A 14,672-nucleotide genomic window follows, 5' to 3' on the forward strand; every position below is an offset into this window, starting at 1 on the left:
AGAGAACAATGTCAAACAAACCCTTTCATTATCAGGCTCCTTTTCCACTCAAAAAAGATGATACTGAGTATTACCTGCTAACCAGCGAACACGTTAGCGTATCTGAATTTGAAGGGCAGGAGATTTTGAAAGTCGCACCCGAAGCGTTAACTTTGTTGGCGCGTCAGGCGTTTCATGATGCGTCATTTATGCTGCGTCCGGCTCACCAACAACAGGTGGCCGACATTCTGCGTGACCCGGAAGCCAGCGAAAATGATAAATATGTGGCGCTGCAATTCCTGCGCAACTCCGACATCGCGGCGAAAGGCGTTCTGCCAACCTGTCAGGATACCGGCACCGCGATTATTGTTGGTAAAAAAGGGCAGCGTGTATGGACCGGTGGCGGTGATGAAGCGGCGCTGGCACGCGGTGTCTATAACACTTATATCGAAGATAATCTGCGCTACTCGCAAAACGCGCCGCTGGATATGTATAAAGAGGTGAATACCGGCACCAATCTACCAGCGCAGATCGATCTTTATGCCGTTGATGGCGACGAGTACAAATTCCTCTGTATCGCCAAAGGTGGCGGTTCGGCAAACAAGACGTATCTCTATCAGGAAACCAAAGCGTTACTAACGCCGGGGAAACTGAAAAATTACCTGGTTGAGAAGATGCGCACGCTGGGTACGGCGGCCTGTCCTCCCTATCATATTGCATTTGTGATTGGTGGAACTTCTGCGGAAACGAACCTTAAAACGGTGAAACTGGCTTCCGCTAAATACTATGATGAATTGCCAACGGAAGGGAATGAGCACGGTCAGGCGTTCCGCGATGTGGAACTGGAAAAAGAATTGCTGATCGAAGCGCAAAATCTTGGTCTGGGTGCGCAGTTTGGTGGTAAATACTTCGCTCACGACATCCGCGTGATTCGCCTGCCACGTCACGGCGCATCCTGCCCGGTCGGAATGGGCGTCTCCTGTTCCGCTGACCGTAATATCAAAGCGAAGATCAACCGTCAGGGGATCTGGATCGAAAAACTGGAACATAATCCAGGCAAATATATTCCGGAAGAGCTGCGCAAAACGGGAGAAGGCGAAGCGGTGCGCGTTGACCTTAACCGTCCGATGAAAGAGATCCTCGCACAGTTGTCGCAGTACCCCGTTTCTACACGCTTATCGCTTAACGGCACGATTATCGTCGGTCGTGATATTGCTCACGCCAAACTGAAAGAGCGGATGGATAACGGTGAAGGGCTGCCGCAGTACATCAAAGATCATCCGATTTACTATGCGGGTCCGGCCAAAACGCCGGAAGGTTATGCCTCCGGTTCTCTTGGCCCAACGACCGCCGGACGGATGGATTCTTATGTCGATCAACTGCAAGCGCAGGGCGGAAGTATGATCATGCTGGCGAAAGGCAACCGCAGCCAGCAGGTGACGGATGCCTGTAAAAAACACGGCGGTTTCTACCTCGGTAGTATCGGTGGTCCGGCAGCTGTATTGGCGCAGGGAAGCATTAAGAGCCTGGAATGTGTTGAATATCCGGAACTGGGAATGGAAGCCATCTGGAAAATTGAAGTGGAAGATTTCCCGGCGTTTATCCTTGTGGATGATAAAGGAAATGACTTCTTCCAGCAGATACAACTCACACAGTGCACCCGCTGTGTGAAATAAACAGAGCCGCCCTTCGGGGCGGTTTTTTTACATGGCACGAAAGACCAAACATTTGTTATCAAATAGTAAATAATGAGTGAGCTAAAAGTTGCTTAACGAAAGCAAAACAGAAAGAAAAAATTAATCAGGTGAGGAGCAGGCCATGAATACAGTACGCAGCGAAAAAGATTCGATGGGGGCGATTGATGTCCCGGCAGATAAGCTGTGGGGCGCACAAACTCAACGCTCGCTGGAGCATTTCCGCATTTCGACGGAGAAAATGCCCACCTCACTGATTCATGCGCTGGCGCTAACCAAGCGCGCAGCGGCAAAAGTTAATGAAGATTTAGGCTTGTTGTCTGAAGAGAAAGCGAGCGCCATTCGGCAGGCGGCGGATGAAGTACTGGCAGGACAGCATGACGACGAATTCCCGCTGGCAATCTGGCAGACCGGCTCCGGCACGCAAAGTAACATGAACATGAACGAAGTGCTGGCTAACCGGGCCAGTGAATTACTCGGCGGCGTGCGCGGGATGGAACGTAAAGTTCACCCTAACGACGACGTGAACAAAAGCCAAAGTTCCAACGATGTCTTTCCGACGGCGATGCACGTTGCGGCGCTGCTAGCGCTGCGCAAGCAACTCATTCCGCAGCTTAAAACCCTGACACAGACGCTGAATGAGAAATCGCGCGCATTTGCCGATATCGTCAAAATTGGTCGTACCCACTTGCAGGATGCCACGCCGCTAACACTGGGGCAGGAGATTTCCGGCTGGGTAGCGATGCTGGAGCATAATCTCAAACATATCGAATACAGCCTGCCGCATGTAGCGGAACTGGCTCTTGGCGGTACAGCGGTGGGTACTGGACTAAATACCCATCCGGAGTATGCGCGTCGCGTGGCAGATGAACTGGCAGTCATTACCTGCGCACCGTTTGTTACTGCGCCGAACAAATTTGAAGCGCTGGCGACCTGTGATGCCCTGGTTCAGGCGCACGGCGCGTTGAAAGGGTTGGCTGCGTCACTGATGAAAATTGCCAATGATGTCCGCTGGCTGGCCTCAGGCCCGCGCTGCGGAATTGGTGAAATCTCAATCCCGGAAAATGAGCCGGGCAGCTCAATCATGCCGGGGAAAGTGAACCCAACCCAGTGTGAGGCATTAACCATGCTCTGCTGTCAGGTGATGGGGAACGACGTGGCGATCAACATGGGGGGCGCTTCCGGTAACTTTGAACTGAACGTCTTCCGTCCGATGGTGATCCACAATTTCCTGCAATCGGTGCGCTTGCTGGCAGATGGCATGGAAAGTTTCAACAAACACTGCGCAGTGGGCATTGAACCGAATCGTGAGCGAATCAATCAATTACTCAATGAATCGCTGATGCTGGTGACTGCGCTTAACACCCACATTGGTTATGACAAAGCCGCCGAGATCGCCAAAAAAGCGCATAAAGAAGGGCTGACCTTAAAAGCTGCGGCCCTTGCGCTGGGGTATCTTAGCGAAGCCGAGTTTGACAGCTGGGTACGGCCAGAACAGATGGTCGGCAGTATGAAAGCCGGGCGTTAATCTGCAACATACAGGTGCAGCCGTGGAATGATCAAACGAAGCGGCTGCGCCTGTGGTTTATAACGGTGTTGCACATTGTCGGCATCGTAATTTAACAACTCCCCAACGTCCGGCACGCCCGCGCCATTATCCCGATTAATCAGCGCAATAAGCGGTGTAGGGCAAGCGTATTGTACTTGTTTTTGATCTCCTTTGTACCAGACGCGGGCAATCGGCTGCACCTTCACCGGACGTTTGATTTTTAACTTCGCGTCCTGTGGCAGGGTAGCAATATCCTGATACTCTCTCTCCAGTTTTCTTTGCCACTCCTCGCGCGTCCACGGTGCGACACTGCGCGGTGATTTCAGGCTTTTTTCCAGCTGTGCCAGGACTTCATCACGATGCAAATTCTTAATGATATGTTTATTGGCCCAGCCAAAACGTAAAGTGGCGGGGTCGTGCAGAACAGTGAGCGTTCGGTAAGCATTAAGGGTGATCAGCCCCGGCAAATGACGATGTACCCATTCAAAACGCGCCGCTGTGGGGAGTTCTGACTCAACCGTGACGATATGCTCGAACGTAGTTTTGAGTTGATTGATGCGCTGAATATGACTGACCAACGCTGCTTGCGAAAGGTTATCGACCTGGTAACACAACACGCCAGGTAGACGAACAGCGGCCTTGCTGCTGCGATTTTCGGACTGTTGTTGAATAAATAAATGGCGGAAATGACGCAACGCCAGCGACTGCGCGTCGTTGCCGAGATGTTGTTTTACCTCAATACGATTAAGCGGATTATGCTCATCCTCTTTTTTTACCTCCGGCAAAGAGAACACGCGGGCAACCAATAGCTTGTGTTGCTCAAGATGAGCGGCAAATGCAGCCAGCTCTTGTTCCATCTGGCGAAAAGTAGTGTTGAGTCGGTCTACGAGATCGTAACGCGCCATAATATTAACCACTTTAGTTACAACATCCTTATTTTATAGCACAATGGTGGTGACTTGACCACCGTGCGCGTAGTGTCAGGCAGAGGTAAATTGCGGGATGTTATGCCATAACGGCCAACTAAACGAGAAGCGGGCACCACCCAGTTCGCTGGTGTCACAATTAACCGTACCGCCCATTGCCAGTGCTATAGAGTGGACAATCGCCAACCCCAGCCCGCAGCCGCCGGTTGAGCGATCCCGGCTGGGATCGAGGCGAACAAAAGGTTCAAAGATATGTTCGCGGTTTTCTGGGGCAATCCCTGGGCCATCATCCTCAACAATTAATGTCGCTCTATTCCCCGACAGTAGCAGGCTGGTTTCAACCGTTGAATGGCAGTAGCGCAGGGCGTTATTGAGCAAATTATCCAGCACGCGCTCCATTAAGCGCATATCCAACGCCGCATAATGGCCTTGCGCGAGCGTTTTAATCCGTACCGTTTTATCGGGTGTTACTGCCTGAATGTCTGCCAGATGCGTTGACAGCCACAACGGCAGGTCTGGTTCGCTAAGATGAAGCTCGTTTTGTGGGCGATCGAGTCGGGCATAAGTCAGTAGCTCTTCAATTAAAGCTTCAAGTTGACTGATATCGCGATTCAATGCCTGGGATTCGGCGGCGCTCAGGTTATCACTCATCTCCAGTCGATAACGCAAGCGCACTAACGGCGTTCGCAGTTCGTGAGCGATTCCGTCGATAAGCTGTTTTTTGCTGGCAATCAAGGCGTTGATATTGTCCGCCATCTGGTTAAATGCGACGCCAAGTCGTTCAAAGCTCGAACCCTCATCAAAGTGGATACGCTCACTGAGATGCCCATCGCCAAATCGTTGCGCCGCTGCTTCCAGTTTTAACATATCCTGCCAGTGCGGACGCATCCAGATAAACACCGGAAAGGCGAGGGAAATGGCAATAAAAGCGATCAGGGCGATATCCAGTAATCGCATCTGATGGAGGTAATAAAGATAAGGAACAGGACCAACTGCCAGCACGTAGTGGCTGCGCGGGATACGTTGCAAAAAGGTGTACTGATCGTCCAGAGCGACAATTTCGCCGCCACGCAGCCGGTGCATGGAAATATCATCCAGATGGTATTTACTCAGTGGCTCGACACGCAGATCGAAAGAGAGATTTAAATCCATCTCTTTCAGCGTCTTACCCCAGTCGTGTGGGGGGATCTCACGCAATTCGCTACGCATCAGATACAGCGAACTGTTCATCAAATCATCCAGCGACTGTTTGCCCGCGCGTTCGGCGGTAAATTTGTACACCAGCCCGACCAGCAGAGACATCACAAGGAAGCAGACAAACAATAACAGGTAAAACTGGATAAACAGTTTTTTCATCGCTTATTCCCATGCATGAGGCGCAAAAAGATAGCCTTTGTTACGCACAGTTTTAATGCGATAAGGTTCTGCGGCGTTATCGAGCAGTTTTTTTCTTAACCGCGAAATAGCCACGTCCACGCTACGATCCAGTCCGTCATAACTGACGCCACGTAAATTTTTCAGCAATGCATCGCGGTCCATGATTTGCCCAGCATGGGTAGCTAATTCCCACAATAATTCGAAATCAGCTGTCGAGAGCGAGATTTCAGTGTTAGCCAGGGTGACTACGCGGTTGATAGGATCGATGGTCAACGTGCCGAAATGCAGGGCTTTGTAGGGAGTCAGAGACGTTTCCTGAAGACCTTTGCTCAGTGTGGCTTGCTCATTCTGACGCAAATGCAAACGTAAACGCGCTAACAAAACAGCAGGGGGCGTCGTTTTGAGAATATAGTCGCAAGCACCCATTTCCAGTGCCAGGATGTGGTTCATATCGCTATCGAGAGAGGTTAGAAGAACAATCGGTCCGGACCACTTTGCGCGTAAATCACGACAAATGGTCATGCCGTCCTTGCCTGGTAGCATGATATCGAGTAACACCAAATCCGGATTTTCTCGCAAAATGGTTTCTTCGGCCTGGTCGCCGCGCGGCTCTACGGTAACCTGCATATCATGTTTTGCCAGGTACGCGGCAATCAGTGAACCGACTTCCGCATCATCTTCCACAAATACGATAGTGTTCATAACATTCACGGTAGATATAAAAACGTCACAATACACCGCGCTGTTTTTACTTACTATCAATCGTTTCTAAACAAGCTTTCATCAGGTATTCTACTGATGACTTGTTATGGAGGTGTTAAGGTAAAAAGATGGGGCTGGTAATCAAAGCCGCGCTCGGTGCGCTGGTAGTGCTGTTGATTGGTGTTTTAGCAAAAACGAAAAATTATTATATCGCCGGGCTGATTCCACTTTTCCCGACCTTTGCGCTCATCGCGCATTATATTGTTGCCAGCGAACGCGGCATTGAAGCCTTACGCGCAACCATCATTTTTAGCATGTGGTCGATTATTCCCTATTTTGTTTACCTGGCGTCGCTGTGGTATTTCACCGGAATGATGCGCTTGCCCGCCGCTTTTGTTGGTTCTGTTGCATGCTGGGGGATAAGCGCATGGGTGTTGATTATATGCTGGATTAAGCTGCATTAACGCAGATGACGACCGCCATCAAGAGGGAAACTGCGTCCGGTGACAAAGCAGCTGGTAAGTAAGTAATCGACCAGGTCGATCACTTCTTTCTCGCCAGGCGCGGTTTTCATCAGTGATTTATTCAGCGCCTGTTGTCGATATTCGGCATCATCATGCTCATTAAACAGGATCAGCGATGGCGCAATAGAATTCACTTTCACTTCCGGTGCCAGCTTGCGGGCAAACGAGCGGGTCATATTATCCAGTGCCGCCTTGCTTGCAGCATAGGCAATATGTTTGTCGCTACCGCGCTCCACCACATAATCGGTAAAGTGAATGATATCACTGGCGGCGTGTCCGTGCCCACGCAGTAATCTTTCCAGCGCATGGTTGAGCAGGTATGGGGTATTAACGTGGATCTGCATCATGCAAGCCAGTACGTCGGTCAGTGGCGCTCCCGGTTTTTCCGCCATCCACGCGCTGGCGTTATGCAAAATAGCACGCAGACCATGGGTGCTTTTTAGTACTTCATCGGCAAACGCCATCACACCGTCGTTGGTCGAAAAATCAGCCTGAATACACTGCGCACCTGCCTTAATCAGTCCATCAATGGCTGGATAGTGCGTCCGATAGCTGACAATCACCGGTTGCTTTTGATTAATGAAATGCCAGGCGAGTGCGAGGCCGATGCGACGACCTCCGCCAGTAATTAATATTGGCAAGGGCTGGGCTTTACCCATCGTTATCTCCTTTGCTATCCAACGATGGGATGAACGTTATCCCACCAGCATCCAGGTCGCCGGAACTGAGGCAATTAACAGCATGCCAATTAGCACCATTTCCTGGCGGTTCAGTACGTTATCATGTGTATGCGTTTTACGCGCATACAGGAAAACCAGCAGCCCCGGCGCATACAGAACAACGGATAACAGCAAGTGCATTGGACCAGAGGCGTACAATAACCATAAGCCATAAATGCAGGCACCGACACCTACCGCTTTATGCAGTGGACGGGTTGCGATTTTCAGCAAGAACGCGCCGACCAGGAAATAGGGCACCAGAATCATTTCTGAGGCGATGGTCAGCAACGTGTTGTAATCGGAACCGGTCAGCCAGATGAGTACCAGACAAATTTGCACGCAGATGTTGGTCAACCACAGTGAGGCGGATGGCGCAGCTTGTGCGTTCTGGCGCGCAAAAATGCGCGGGAATGCTTTATGAGTGGCAGCCAGGAACGGAACTTCTGCCGCCATGATGGTCCAGCTTAAGTACGCGCCGCAAACGGAAACGATCAAACCGGCAGCGATGATGATTTCGCCCCACGGTCCCATCATTTCCACCATCAGACCGGCCATTGACGGGTTACGAATTTCAGCCAGTTCAGGACGTGCCACCACGCCCAGCGAAAGCAGCGTTACCAGCAAGTAAACGCCCAGAGCGGAGAGAACCGCCAGCAGTGTCGCTTTGCCAACATCACGTTTATTACGCGCACGCGCAGAAACAACCACGGCACCTTCCACACCAATGAAAACCCACAGGGTGATCAGCATGGTGTTTTTCACCTGTTCCCAAACGGGTACGCCAAGTGCAAGTCCGGTGAAGTCGAGCTTGAAGGTATCCAGTTTGAACATCATCATCGCCAGCACAACAAACAGACCCAGCGGCAACAATTTTGCCAGTGTCGCCACCAGGTTAATGCTGGCAGCGGTTTGCACTCCGCGCAGGATCAAAAAGTGAACAATCCACAATAAAGCCGATGCACCGAGGATCGATTGCCAGGTATTACCATCGCCAAACAGGCGCAATTCCGGCGTGTCCGTAAAAAAGCTTAACGCGGAAAAAACGATCACCAGATAGGAGACGTTGGCGATGACTGCGCACAGCCAGTATCCCCATGCGGAACAAAAGCCGATTAGCTCGCCAAACCCTTCGCGGGCATAGGTAAAGATACCGCCGTCAAGTTCGGGACGAATGCGCGTGAGGATCAGCATGGCAAAGGCCAGCAATAAAATGCCAGCGCCAGTAATGCCCCAGCCGATGAGCAGTGCTGCCGGGCTGGCAACTGCCGCCATATTTTGCGGCAGACTGAAAACACCCGCGCCCAGCATTGAGCTTAATACCAGCGCGGTGAGTGCGCTCAGTCCCAGTTTCTTTTCCATCGATATCCAGTGATTAAAACGTGATAAGAAGAATAAATATTAGGGCAAAACGCATAAAAATGGAGTTTGCCACTGAAGCGCGGGATTTTACGAAGAGATGTGTCTGCATGCAATGGTCGCGGGGAAATTTGTGACTAAAAATGCGAAAGGCGGCATCAAGCCGCCTTATAGGAGTAACTGAATAGTTATTTATACAGATCTGCGCTGACGGTCAGGTTATTACCACGTTCCTGCCACTGGCGGGTGATGTGGTAATACTTAGCACCTTTCTTCGCGGCACGTTTCGCAACCTGATAGGAGACTTCAGTCATGTTGCCGTAGTTGCCAGAGAATTTGATGCTGTCGAACGGGACCATCATCGCTGCGGTCGCTTTGTTCAGTTCTTCGACTTTAGTGCCATCCGGGAGCGTGACGGTGTAACGCCCGCCTTTTGATGACTGGGTTTCAAAGAAGCGACCGACTTCAGAACTTGGTGATGCGGTAGTCGCAACACCCGGGATCTCAACTTTCTTCGCAGCTTCGCCACCGGCAGCCAGAGCTGCACGTCCTGCTTCGGAATCTGCCGGGATCACATCCGGGCTCTGGACGATACGTTTCTTAGCATCTTTTTTATAGATGAATGCAGTAATACGCTGGTTGCCGCCCTGGTTGGCATCGATTTGACGAACGATGTAGAAAGAGTAGGCACCTTTCGCTTTTGCCGCTTTGGTGATGGCATCATTGACTTCTGGCTGGCTACGATAGAAGCCCTGGACGGTGACCGTGTCAAACGGTTCAATCAGAACGGCCTGATCTTTCGGCAGTTCGACAACACCGTTAATTACGCGATTACTTGTTTCTTCTGCTTTTTCAGCATCGGCTTTATAGAGGTCAGCGACCACACGCCAGTTACCGCTGTTACCAAAATCAGAAGTGTCGACAACATAAAAAGAGGCGGCACCTTCTTTATCTGCGCGACGAGAAACGGCTTTCACCGCTTCGCCAATAGCATTAAAACGACCGGTAACCACTACACGGTCAAAAGGTTTAACCGCTGCCGCTTGCTCCGGTGTCAGTTCTGTTGCTGCGTTAACGGAGAATGCCGTAGCAGAAAGCAGTGCCGACGCCAGGAGGGTGTTCTTAAGCTTCATAAAAATAATCCTTCGCCTTGCGCAAACCAGGTACTGGTATTGTTATTAACGAGAAACGTGGCTGATTATTGCATTTAAACGGTGTAACTGTCTGCGTCATTTTTCATATCACATTCCTTAAGCCAATTTTAATCCTGCTCAAATGACCGTCTATGCTTAAAAAACAGCCGTATCAGCATCATTACTACTGAAGCAACTGAATTGTATAAGTTAATTTAATGTTAAGTAGTGATTCGTGCCGGGGCGATGTCTCGTTTTACCCGACCGCCGAAGACAATTATCAGTCTTTATCCGCCGTTCTAAGGTGTTTATCCCACTATCACGGCTGAATCGTTAATATTTTGCGAGTTCACGCCGAAATACTGATTTTTGGCGCTAGATCACAGGCATAATTTTCAGTACGTTATAGGGCGTTTGTTACTAATTTATTTTAACGGAGTAACATTTAGCTCGTACATGAGCGGCTTGTGTGGCTCCTGACACAGGCAAACCATCATCAATAAAACCGATGGAAGGGAATATCATGCGAATTGGCATACCAAGAGAACGGTTAACCAATGAAACCCGTGTTGCAGCAACGCCAAAAACAGTGGAACAGCTGCTGAAACTGGGTTTTACCGTCGCGGTAGAGAGCGGCGCGGGTCAACTGGCAAGTTTTGACGATAAAGCGTTTGTGCAAGCGGGCGCTGAAATTGTAGAAGGGAATAGCGTCTGGCAGTCAGAGATCATTCTGAAGGTCAATGCGCCGTTAGATGATGAAATTGCGTTACTGAATCCTGGGACAACGCTGGTGAGTTTTATCTGGCCTGCGCAGAATCCGGAATTAATGCAAAAACTTGCGGAACGTAACGTGACCGTGATGGCGATGGACTCTGTGCCGCGTATCTCACGCGCACAATCGCTGGACGCACTAAGCTCGATGGCGAACATCGCCGGTTATCGCGCCATTGTTGAAGCGGCACATGAATTTGGGCGCTTCTTTACCGGGCAAATTACTGCGGCCGGGAAAGTGCCACCTGCAAAAGTGATGGTGATTGGTGCGGGTGTTGCAGGTCTGGCCGCCATTGGCGCAGCAAACAGTCTCGGCGCGATTGTGCGTGCATTCGACACCCGCCCGGAAGTGAAAGAACAAGTTCAAAGTATGGGCGCGGAATTCCTCGAGCTGGATTTTAAAGAGGAAGCGGGCAGCGGCGATGGCTATGCCAAAGTGATGTCGGACGCGTTCATCAAAGCGGAAATGGAACTCTTTGCCGCCCAGGCAAAAGAGGTCGATATCATTGTCACCACCGCGCTTATTCCAGGCAAACCAGCGCCGAAGCTAATTACCCGTGAAATGGTTGACTCCATGAAGGCGGGCAGTGTGATTGTCGACCTGGCAGCCCAGAACGGCGGTAACTGTGAATACACCGTGCCGGGTGAAATCTTCACTACGGAAAATGGTGTCAAAGTGATTGGTTACACCGATCTTCCGGGCCGTCTGCCGACGCAATCCTCACAGCTTTACGGTACTAACCTCGTTAATCTGCTGAAACTGTTGTGCAAAGAGAAAGACGGCAATATCACTGTTGATTTTGATGATGTGGTGATTCGCGGCGTGACCGTGATCCGTGCGGGCGAAATTACCTGGCCGGCACCGCCGATTCAGGTATCAGCTCAGCCGCAGGCGGCACAAAAAGCGGCACCGGAAGTGAAAACTGAGGAAAAATGTGCCTGCTCACCGTGGCGTAAATACGCGTTGATGGCGCTGGCAATCATTCTTTTCGGCTGGTTGGCAAGCGTTGCGCCGAAAGAGTTTCTTGGGCACTTCACTGTGTTCGCGCTGGCCTGTGTTGTCGGTTATTACGTGGTGTGGAATGTATCGCACGCGCTGCATACACCGTTGATGTCGGTCACCAACGCGATTTCAGGGATTATTGTTGTCGGAGCACTGTTGCAGATTGGCCAGGGCGGCTGGGTTAGCTTCCTTAGTTTTATCGCGGTGCTTATAGCCAGCATTAATATTTTCGGTGGCTTCACCGTGACTCAGCGCATGCTGAAAATGTTCCGCAAAAATTAAGGGGTAACATATGTCTGGAGGATTAGTTACAGCTGCATACATTGTTGCCGCGATCCTGTTTATCTTCAGTCTGGCCGGGCTTTCGAAACATGAAACGTCTCGCCAGGGTAACAACTTCGGTATCGCCGGGATGGCGATTGCGTTAATCGCAACCATTTTTGGACCGGATACGGGTAATGTTGGCTGGATCTTGCTGGCGATGGTCATTGGTGGGGCAATTGGTATCCGTCTGGCGAAGAAAGTTGAAATGACCGAAATGCCAGAACTGGTGGCGATCCTGCATAGCTTCGTGGGTCTGGCGGCAGTGCTGGTTGGCTTTAACAGCTATCTGCATCATGACGCGGGAATGGCACCGATTCTGGTCAATATTCACCTGACGGAAGTGTTCCTCGGTATCTTCATCGGGGCGGTAACGTTCACGGGTTCGGTGGTGGCGTTCGGCAAACTGTGTGGCAAGATTTCGTCTAAACCGTTGATGCTGCCAAACCGTCACAAAATGAACCTGGCGGCTCTGGTCGTTTCCTTCCTGCTGCTGATTGTATTTGTTCGCACGGACAGCGTCGGCCTGCAAGTGCTGGCATTGCTGATAATGACCGCCATTGCGCTGGTATTCGGCTGGCATTTAGTCGCCTCCATCGGTGGTGCAGATATGCCAGTGGTGGTGTCGATGCTGAACTCGTACTCCGGCTGGGCGGCTGCGGCTGCGGGCTTTATGCTCAGCAACGACCTGCTGATTGTGACCGGTGCGCTGGTCGGTTCTTCGGGGGCTATCCTTTCTTATATTATGTGTAAGGCGATGAACCGTTCCTTTATCAGCGTTATTGCGGGTGGTTTCGGCACCGACGGCTCTTCTACTGGTGATGATCAGGAAGTGGGCGAGCACCGCGAAATCACCGCAGAAGAGACAGCGGAACTGCTGAAAAACTCCCATTCAGTGATCATTACTCCGGGGTACGGCATGGCAGTCGCGCAGGCGCAATATCCTGTCGCTGAAATAACCGAGAAACTACGCGCTCGTGGTATCAACGTGCGTTTCGGTATCCACCCGGTTGCGGGGCGTTTGCCTGGACATATGAACGTATTGCTGGCTGAAGCAAAAGTACCGTATGACATCGTGCTGGAAATGGACGAGATCAACGATGACTTTGCTGATACCGATACCGTACTGGTGATTGGTGCTAACGATACGGTTAACCCGGCGGCGCAGGATGATCCGAAGAGTCCGATTGCTGGTATGCCTGTGCTGGAAGTGTGGAAAGCGCAGAACGTGATTGTCTTTAAACGTTCGATGAACACTGGCTATGCTGGTGTGCAAAACCCGCTGTTCTTCAAGGAAAACACCCACATGCTGTTTGGTGACGCCAAAGCCAGCGTGGATGCAATCCTGAAAGCTCTGTAACCCTGACGGCCTCTGCGGAGGCCGTCACTCTTTATTGAGATCGCTTAACAGAACGGCGATGCTTTGACCTCCCGCTGTTTGTTCAAGCGCAATTTTGACAATAATTGTCAACGGCACGGAAAGCAGCATACCCACCGGTCCTAACAACCATCCCCAAAAAATCAACGACAGAAATACCACCAATGTGGAAAGCCCCAGCCCACGCCCCATGATGCGCGGCTCCAGAATATTGCCGAAGACCAGATTAATCAGCAGATATCCCGCCAGCACCAGCAACGCTTCGTAGAAGCCATTAAACACCAGTACCTGAGCGATAGGGGGGATTGCCGCGAGAACTGAACCAATATTCGGGATGTAATTAAGCGCAAAGGCCAGCAATCCCCAGACAAAAGCGAAGCGAACATCGAGTGCGGCGAGCATCGCCCAGGCGACCAGGCCGGTGATGATGCTGATGGCTGTTTTCAGCACCAGATAATGAGACACACTGTCAATCGCACGCTGAATCGCCGCCATCCCTTCAACCGGACGCGCCATCATTTGCTGAAATTTTCCGGGCAATTGTGGCACTTCGAGCAGCATAAACAGCACCGTCAGCAGCAATAAAAATATTGATGACATGGCATTAGATAACTGCGTCAATAAGTTGGTGAGCAACGTCATCGCCGCGTTCGGATCAATGTAATGCGCCAGTTGGTCAACTGAGACGTCAATCCCTACGCGTTGCAACAACGGTTCAAGCGCTTGCAGCGGCGTCATAATAGAGTTGCGATATTGCGGTAACGTCCGCGTCAACTCGTTGAGTGCGGAACCCAGATAAGCTAACAGCAACACCATCGCCATCACGATGATGGTCATCAAAATCGACACCGCCAGTACACGCGGCACTCGCCAGCGGACCATGTGTTGCACCAGCGGGTTAAGAATAACAGCAATAAATAATGCGAGAATAAACGGCACGATGATCTCGGCGGCAAAACGGATACCGCAGAGAATAATGACCAGCATTCCCAACATAATGACGATTTTTAGGCCATTGAGCGTGATGATCGGCTTTGCCATGCTTGTCCCCGTTTTTTCTTCCTTTGCTAATAATAATGTCTTTTTCGCTCCGTCATCATAACGAAAATCAAACTGCTCAGGTAAAGAAGTGAAAATATTTTGAGTTAATTCTTAAGCTATGATACAAATCAGGCGTGTTCAACTACCGAGGACAATTATCATCCGCGATGACGAGAAGCAACACTGCGGATAATTGTAA

The 14,672-nt window shown here is 50.8% G+C and carries 12 protein-coding genes; 5 read left to right on the top strand and 7 right to left on the bottom strand.

The features are described 5' to 3' along the window. The first annotated feature begins 8 nt into the window (after nt 1-8). Complete coding sequence (gene fumB / locus ACJHX3_RS01995) at nt 9-1,655, top strand: class I fumarate hydratase (RefSeq protein WP_000066644.1); 1,647 nt, start codon at nt 9-11, stop codon at nt 1,653-1,655. 142 nt (nt 1,656-1,797) lie between these two features. Next, nucleotides 1,798-3,201, top strand: coding sequence for a class II fumarate hydratase (fumC, locus tag ACJHX3_RS02000; protein WP_001099085.1), 1,404 nt, complete (start codon nt 1,798-1,800; stop codon nt 3,199-3,201). Here the strand turns inward: fumC and tus are convergent. The 3 genes from tus to rstA all read right to left on the bottom strand — a co-directional run bounded on the left by tus (nt 3,198) and on the right by rstA (nt 6,227). Continuing rightward, complete coding sequence (gene tus, locus ACJHX3_RS02005; RefSeq protein ID WP_001469165.1) at nt 3,198-4,127, bottom strand: DNA replication terminus site-binding protein; 930 nt, start codon at nt 4,125-4,127, stop codon at nt 3,198-3,200. The genes fumC and tus overlap by 4 nt on opposite strands. A 75-nt stretch (nt 4,128-4,202) precedes the next feature. Further along, nucleotides 4,203-5,504: a two-component system sensor histidine kinase RstB gene (gene rstB, locus ACJHX3_RS02010; RefSeq protein ID WP_000732519.1), complete on the bottom strand. Its 1,302-nt coding sequence runs from the start codon at nt 5,502-5,504 to the stop codon at nt 4,203-4,205. Between the two features lie 3 nt (nt 5,505-5,507). Continuing rightward, a complete protein-coding gene (gene rstA, locus ACJHX3_RS02015; protein ID WP_001092504.1) occupies nt 5,508-6,227 on the bottom strand; it encodes a two-component system response regulator RstA in 720 nt (239 codons plus the stop codon). A 128-nt stretch (nt 6,228-6,355) separates the two neighbouring features. On the opposite strand from rstA, the gene ACJHX3_RS02020 reads away from it, so the two are divergent. Next, the gene (locus ACJHX3_RS02020) at nt 6,356-6,691 is read left to right on the top strand and encodes a GlpM family protein (protein WP_000524861.1); all 336 of its coding nucleotides are present in this window, start codon (nt 6,356-6,358) and stop codon (nt 6,689-6,691) included. Here the strand turns inward: ACJHX3_RS02020 and folM are convergent. The 3 genes from folM to ydgH form a co-directional block, all read right to left on the bottom strand. Further along, entirely contained in the window at nt 6,688-7,410 is a 723-nt protein-coding gene (gene folM / locus ACJHX3_RS02025; RefSeq protein WP_000513672.1) for a dihydromonapterin reductase, read from the bottom strand. The two genes, ACJHX3_RS02020 and folM, sit on opposite strands and share 4 nt — an antisense overlap. Before the next feature lie 36 nt (nt 7,411-7,446). Further along, nucleotides 7,447-8,829, bottom strand: a complete 1,383-nt coding sequence (locus ACJHX3_RS02030) for an amino acid permease (RefSeq protein ID WP_000412370.1) — start codon at nt 8,827-8,829, stop codon at nt 7,447-7,449. A gap of 185 nt (nt 8,830-9,014) precedes the next feature. Continuing rightward, nucleotides 9,015-9,959 carry a DUF1471 family protein YdgH gene (gene ydgH, locus ACJHX3_RS02035; RefSeq protein WP_000769322.1) on the bottom strand — a complete coding sequence of 315 codons (945 nt, stop codon included), beginning with the start codon at nt 9,957-9,959 and terminating at the stop codon, nt 9,015-9,017. Between the two features lie 523 nt (nt 9,960-10,482). Between ydgH and pntA the strand changes: the two genes are divergently transcribed. Both pntA and pntB read left to right on the top strand, forming a co-directional pair. Next, entirely contained in the window at nt 10,483-12,015 is a 1,533-nt protein-coding gene (pntA, locus tag ACJHX3_RS02040; RefSeq protein WP_001295398.1) for a Re/Si-specific NAD(P)(+) transhydrogenase subunit alpha, read from the top strand. Between the two features lie 10 nt (nt 12,016-12,025). Further along, nucleotides 12,026-13,414, top strand: coding sequence for a Re/Si-specific NAD(P)(+) transhydrogenase subunit beta (gene pntB / locus ACJHX3_RS02045; protein ID WP_000014036.1), 1,389 nt, complete (start codon nt 12,026-12,028; stop codon nt 13,412-13,414). Nucleotides 13,415-13,438: 24 nt separating this feature from the next. Here the strand turns inward: pntB and tqsA are convergent, their stop codons facing one another. Then, nucleotides 13,439-14,473, bottom strand: coding sequence for an AI-2 transporter TqsA (tqsA, locus tag ACJHX3_RS02050; RefSeq protein ID WP_001118241.1), 1,035 nt, complete (start codon nt 14,471-14,473; stop codon nt 13,439-13,441). Nucleotides 14,474-14,672 lie beyond the last annotated feature (199 nt).

Origin of the sequence: Escherichia sp. WS1265, assembly GCF_046487585.1 — a bacterium.
In the GTDB taxonomy this organism is placed as follows: Bacteria; Pseudomonadota; Gammaproteobacteria; order Enterobacterales; family Enterobacteriaceae; genus Escherichia; species Escherichia coli.

Excerpts from the sequence above, each read along its gene's own strand:
- fumB (WP_000066644.1), top strand. The coding sequence starts at position 9 with ATGTCAAACAAACCCTTTCATTATCAGGCTCCTTTTCCACTCAAAAAA.
- fumC (WP_001099085.1), top strand. The coding sequence starts at position 1,798 with ATGAATACAGTACGCAGCGAAAAAGATTCGATGGGGGCGATTGATGTC.
- tus (WP_001469165.1), bottom strand. The coding sequence starts at position 4,127 with ATGGCGCGTTACGATCTCGTAGACCGACTCAACACTACTTTTCGCCAG.
- rstB (WP_000732519.1), bottom strand. The coding sequence starts at position 5,504 with ATGAAAAAACTGTTTATCCAGTTTTACCTGTTATTGTTTGTCTGCTTC.
- rstA (WP_001092504.1), bottom strand. The coding sequence starts at position 6,227 with ATGAACACTATCGTATTTGTGGAAGATGATGCGGAAGTCGGTTCACTG.
- ACJHX3_RS02020 (WP_000524861.1), top strand. The coding sequence starts at position 6,356 with ATGGGGCTGGTAATCAAAGCCGCGCTCGGTGCGCTGGTAGTGCTGTTG.
- folM (WP_000513672.1), bottom strand. The coding sequence starts at position 7,410 with ATGGGTAAAGCCCAGCCCTTGCCAATATTAATTACTGGCGGAGGTCGT.
- ACJHX3_RS02030 (WP_000412370.1), bottom strand. The coding sequence starts at position 8,829 with ATGGAAAAGAAACTGGGACTGAGCGCACTCACCGCGCTGGTATTAAGC.
- ydgH (WP_000769322.1), bottom strand. The coding sequence starts at position 9,959 with ATGAAGCTTAAGAACACCCTCCTGGCGTCGGCACTGCTTTCTGCTACG.
- pntA (WP_001295398.1), top strand. The coding sequence starts at position 10,483 with ATGCGAATTGGCATACCAAGAGAACGGTTAACCAATGAAACCCGTGTT.
- pntB (WP_000014036.1), top strand. The coding sequence starts at position 12,026 with ATGTCTGGAGGATTAGTTACAGCTGCATACATTGTTGCCGCGATCCTG.
- tqsA (WP_001118241.1), bottom strand. The coding sequence starts at position 14,473 with ATGGCAAAGCCGATCATCACGCTCAATGGCCTAAAAATCGTCATTATG.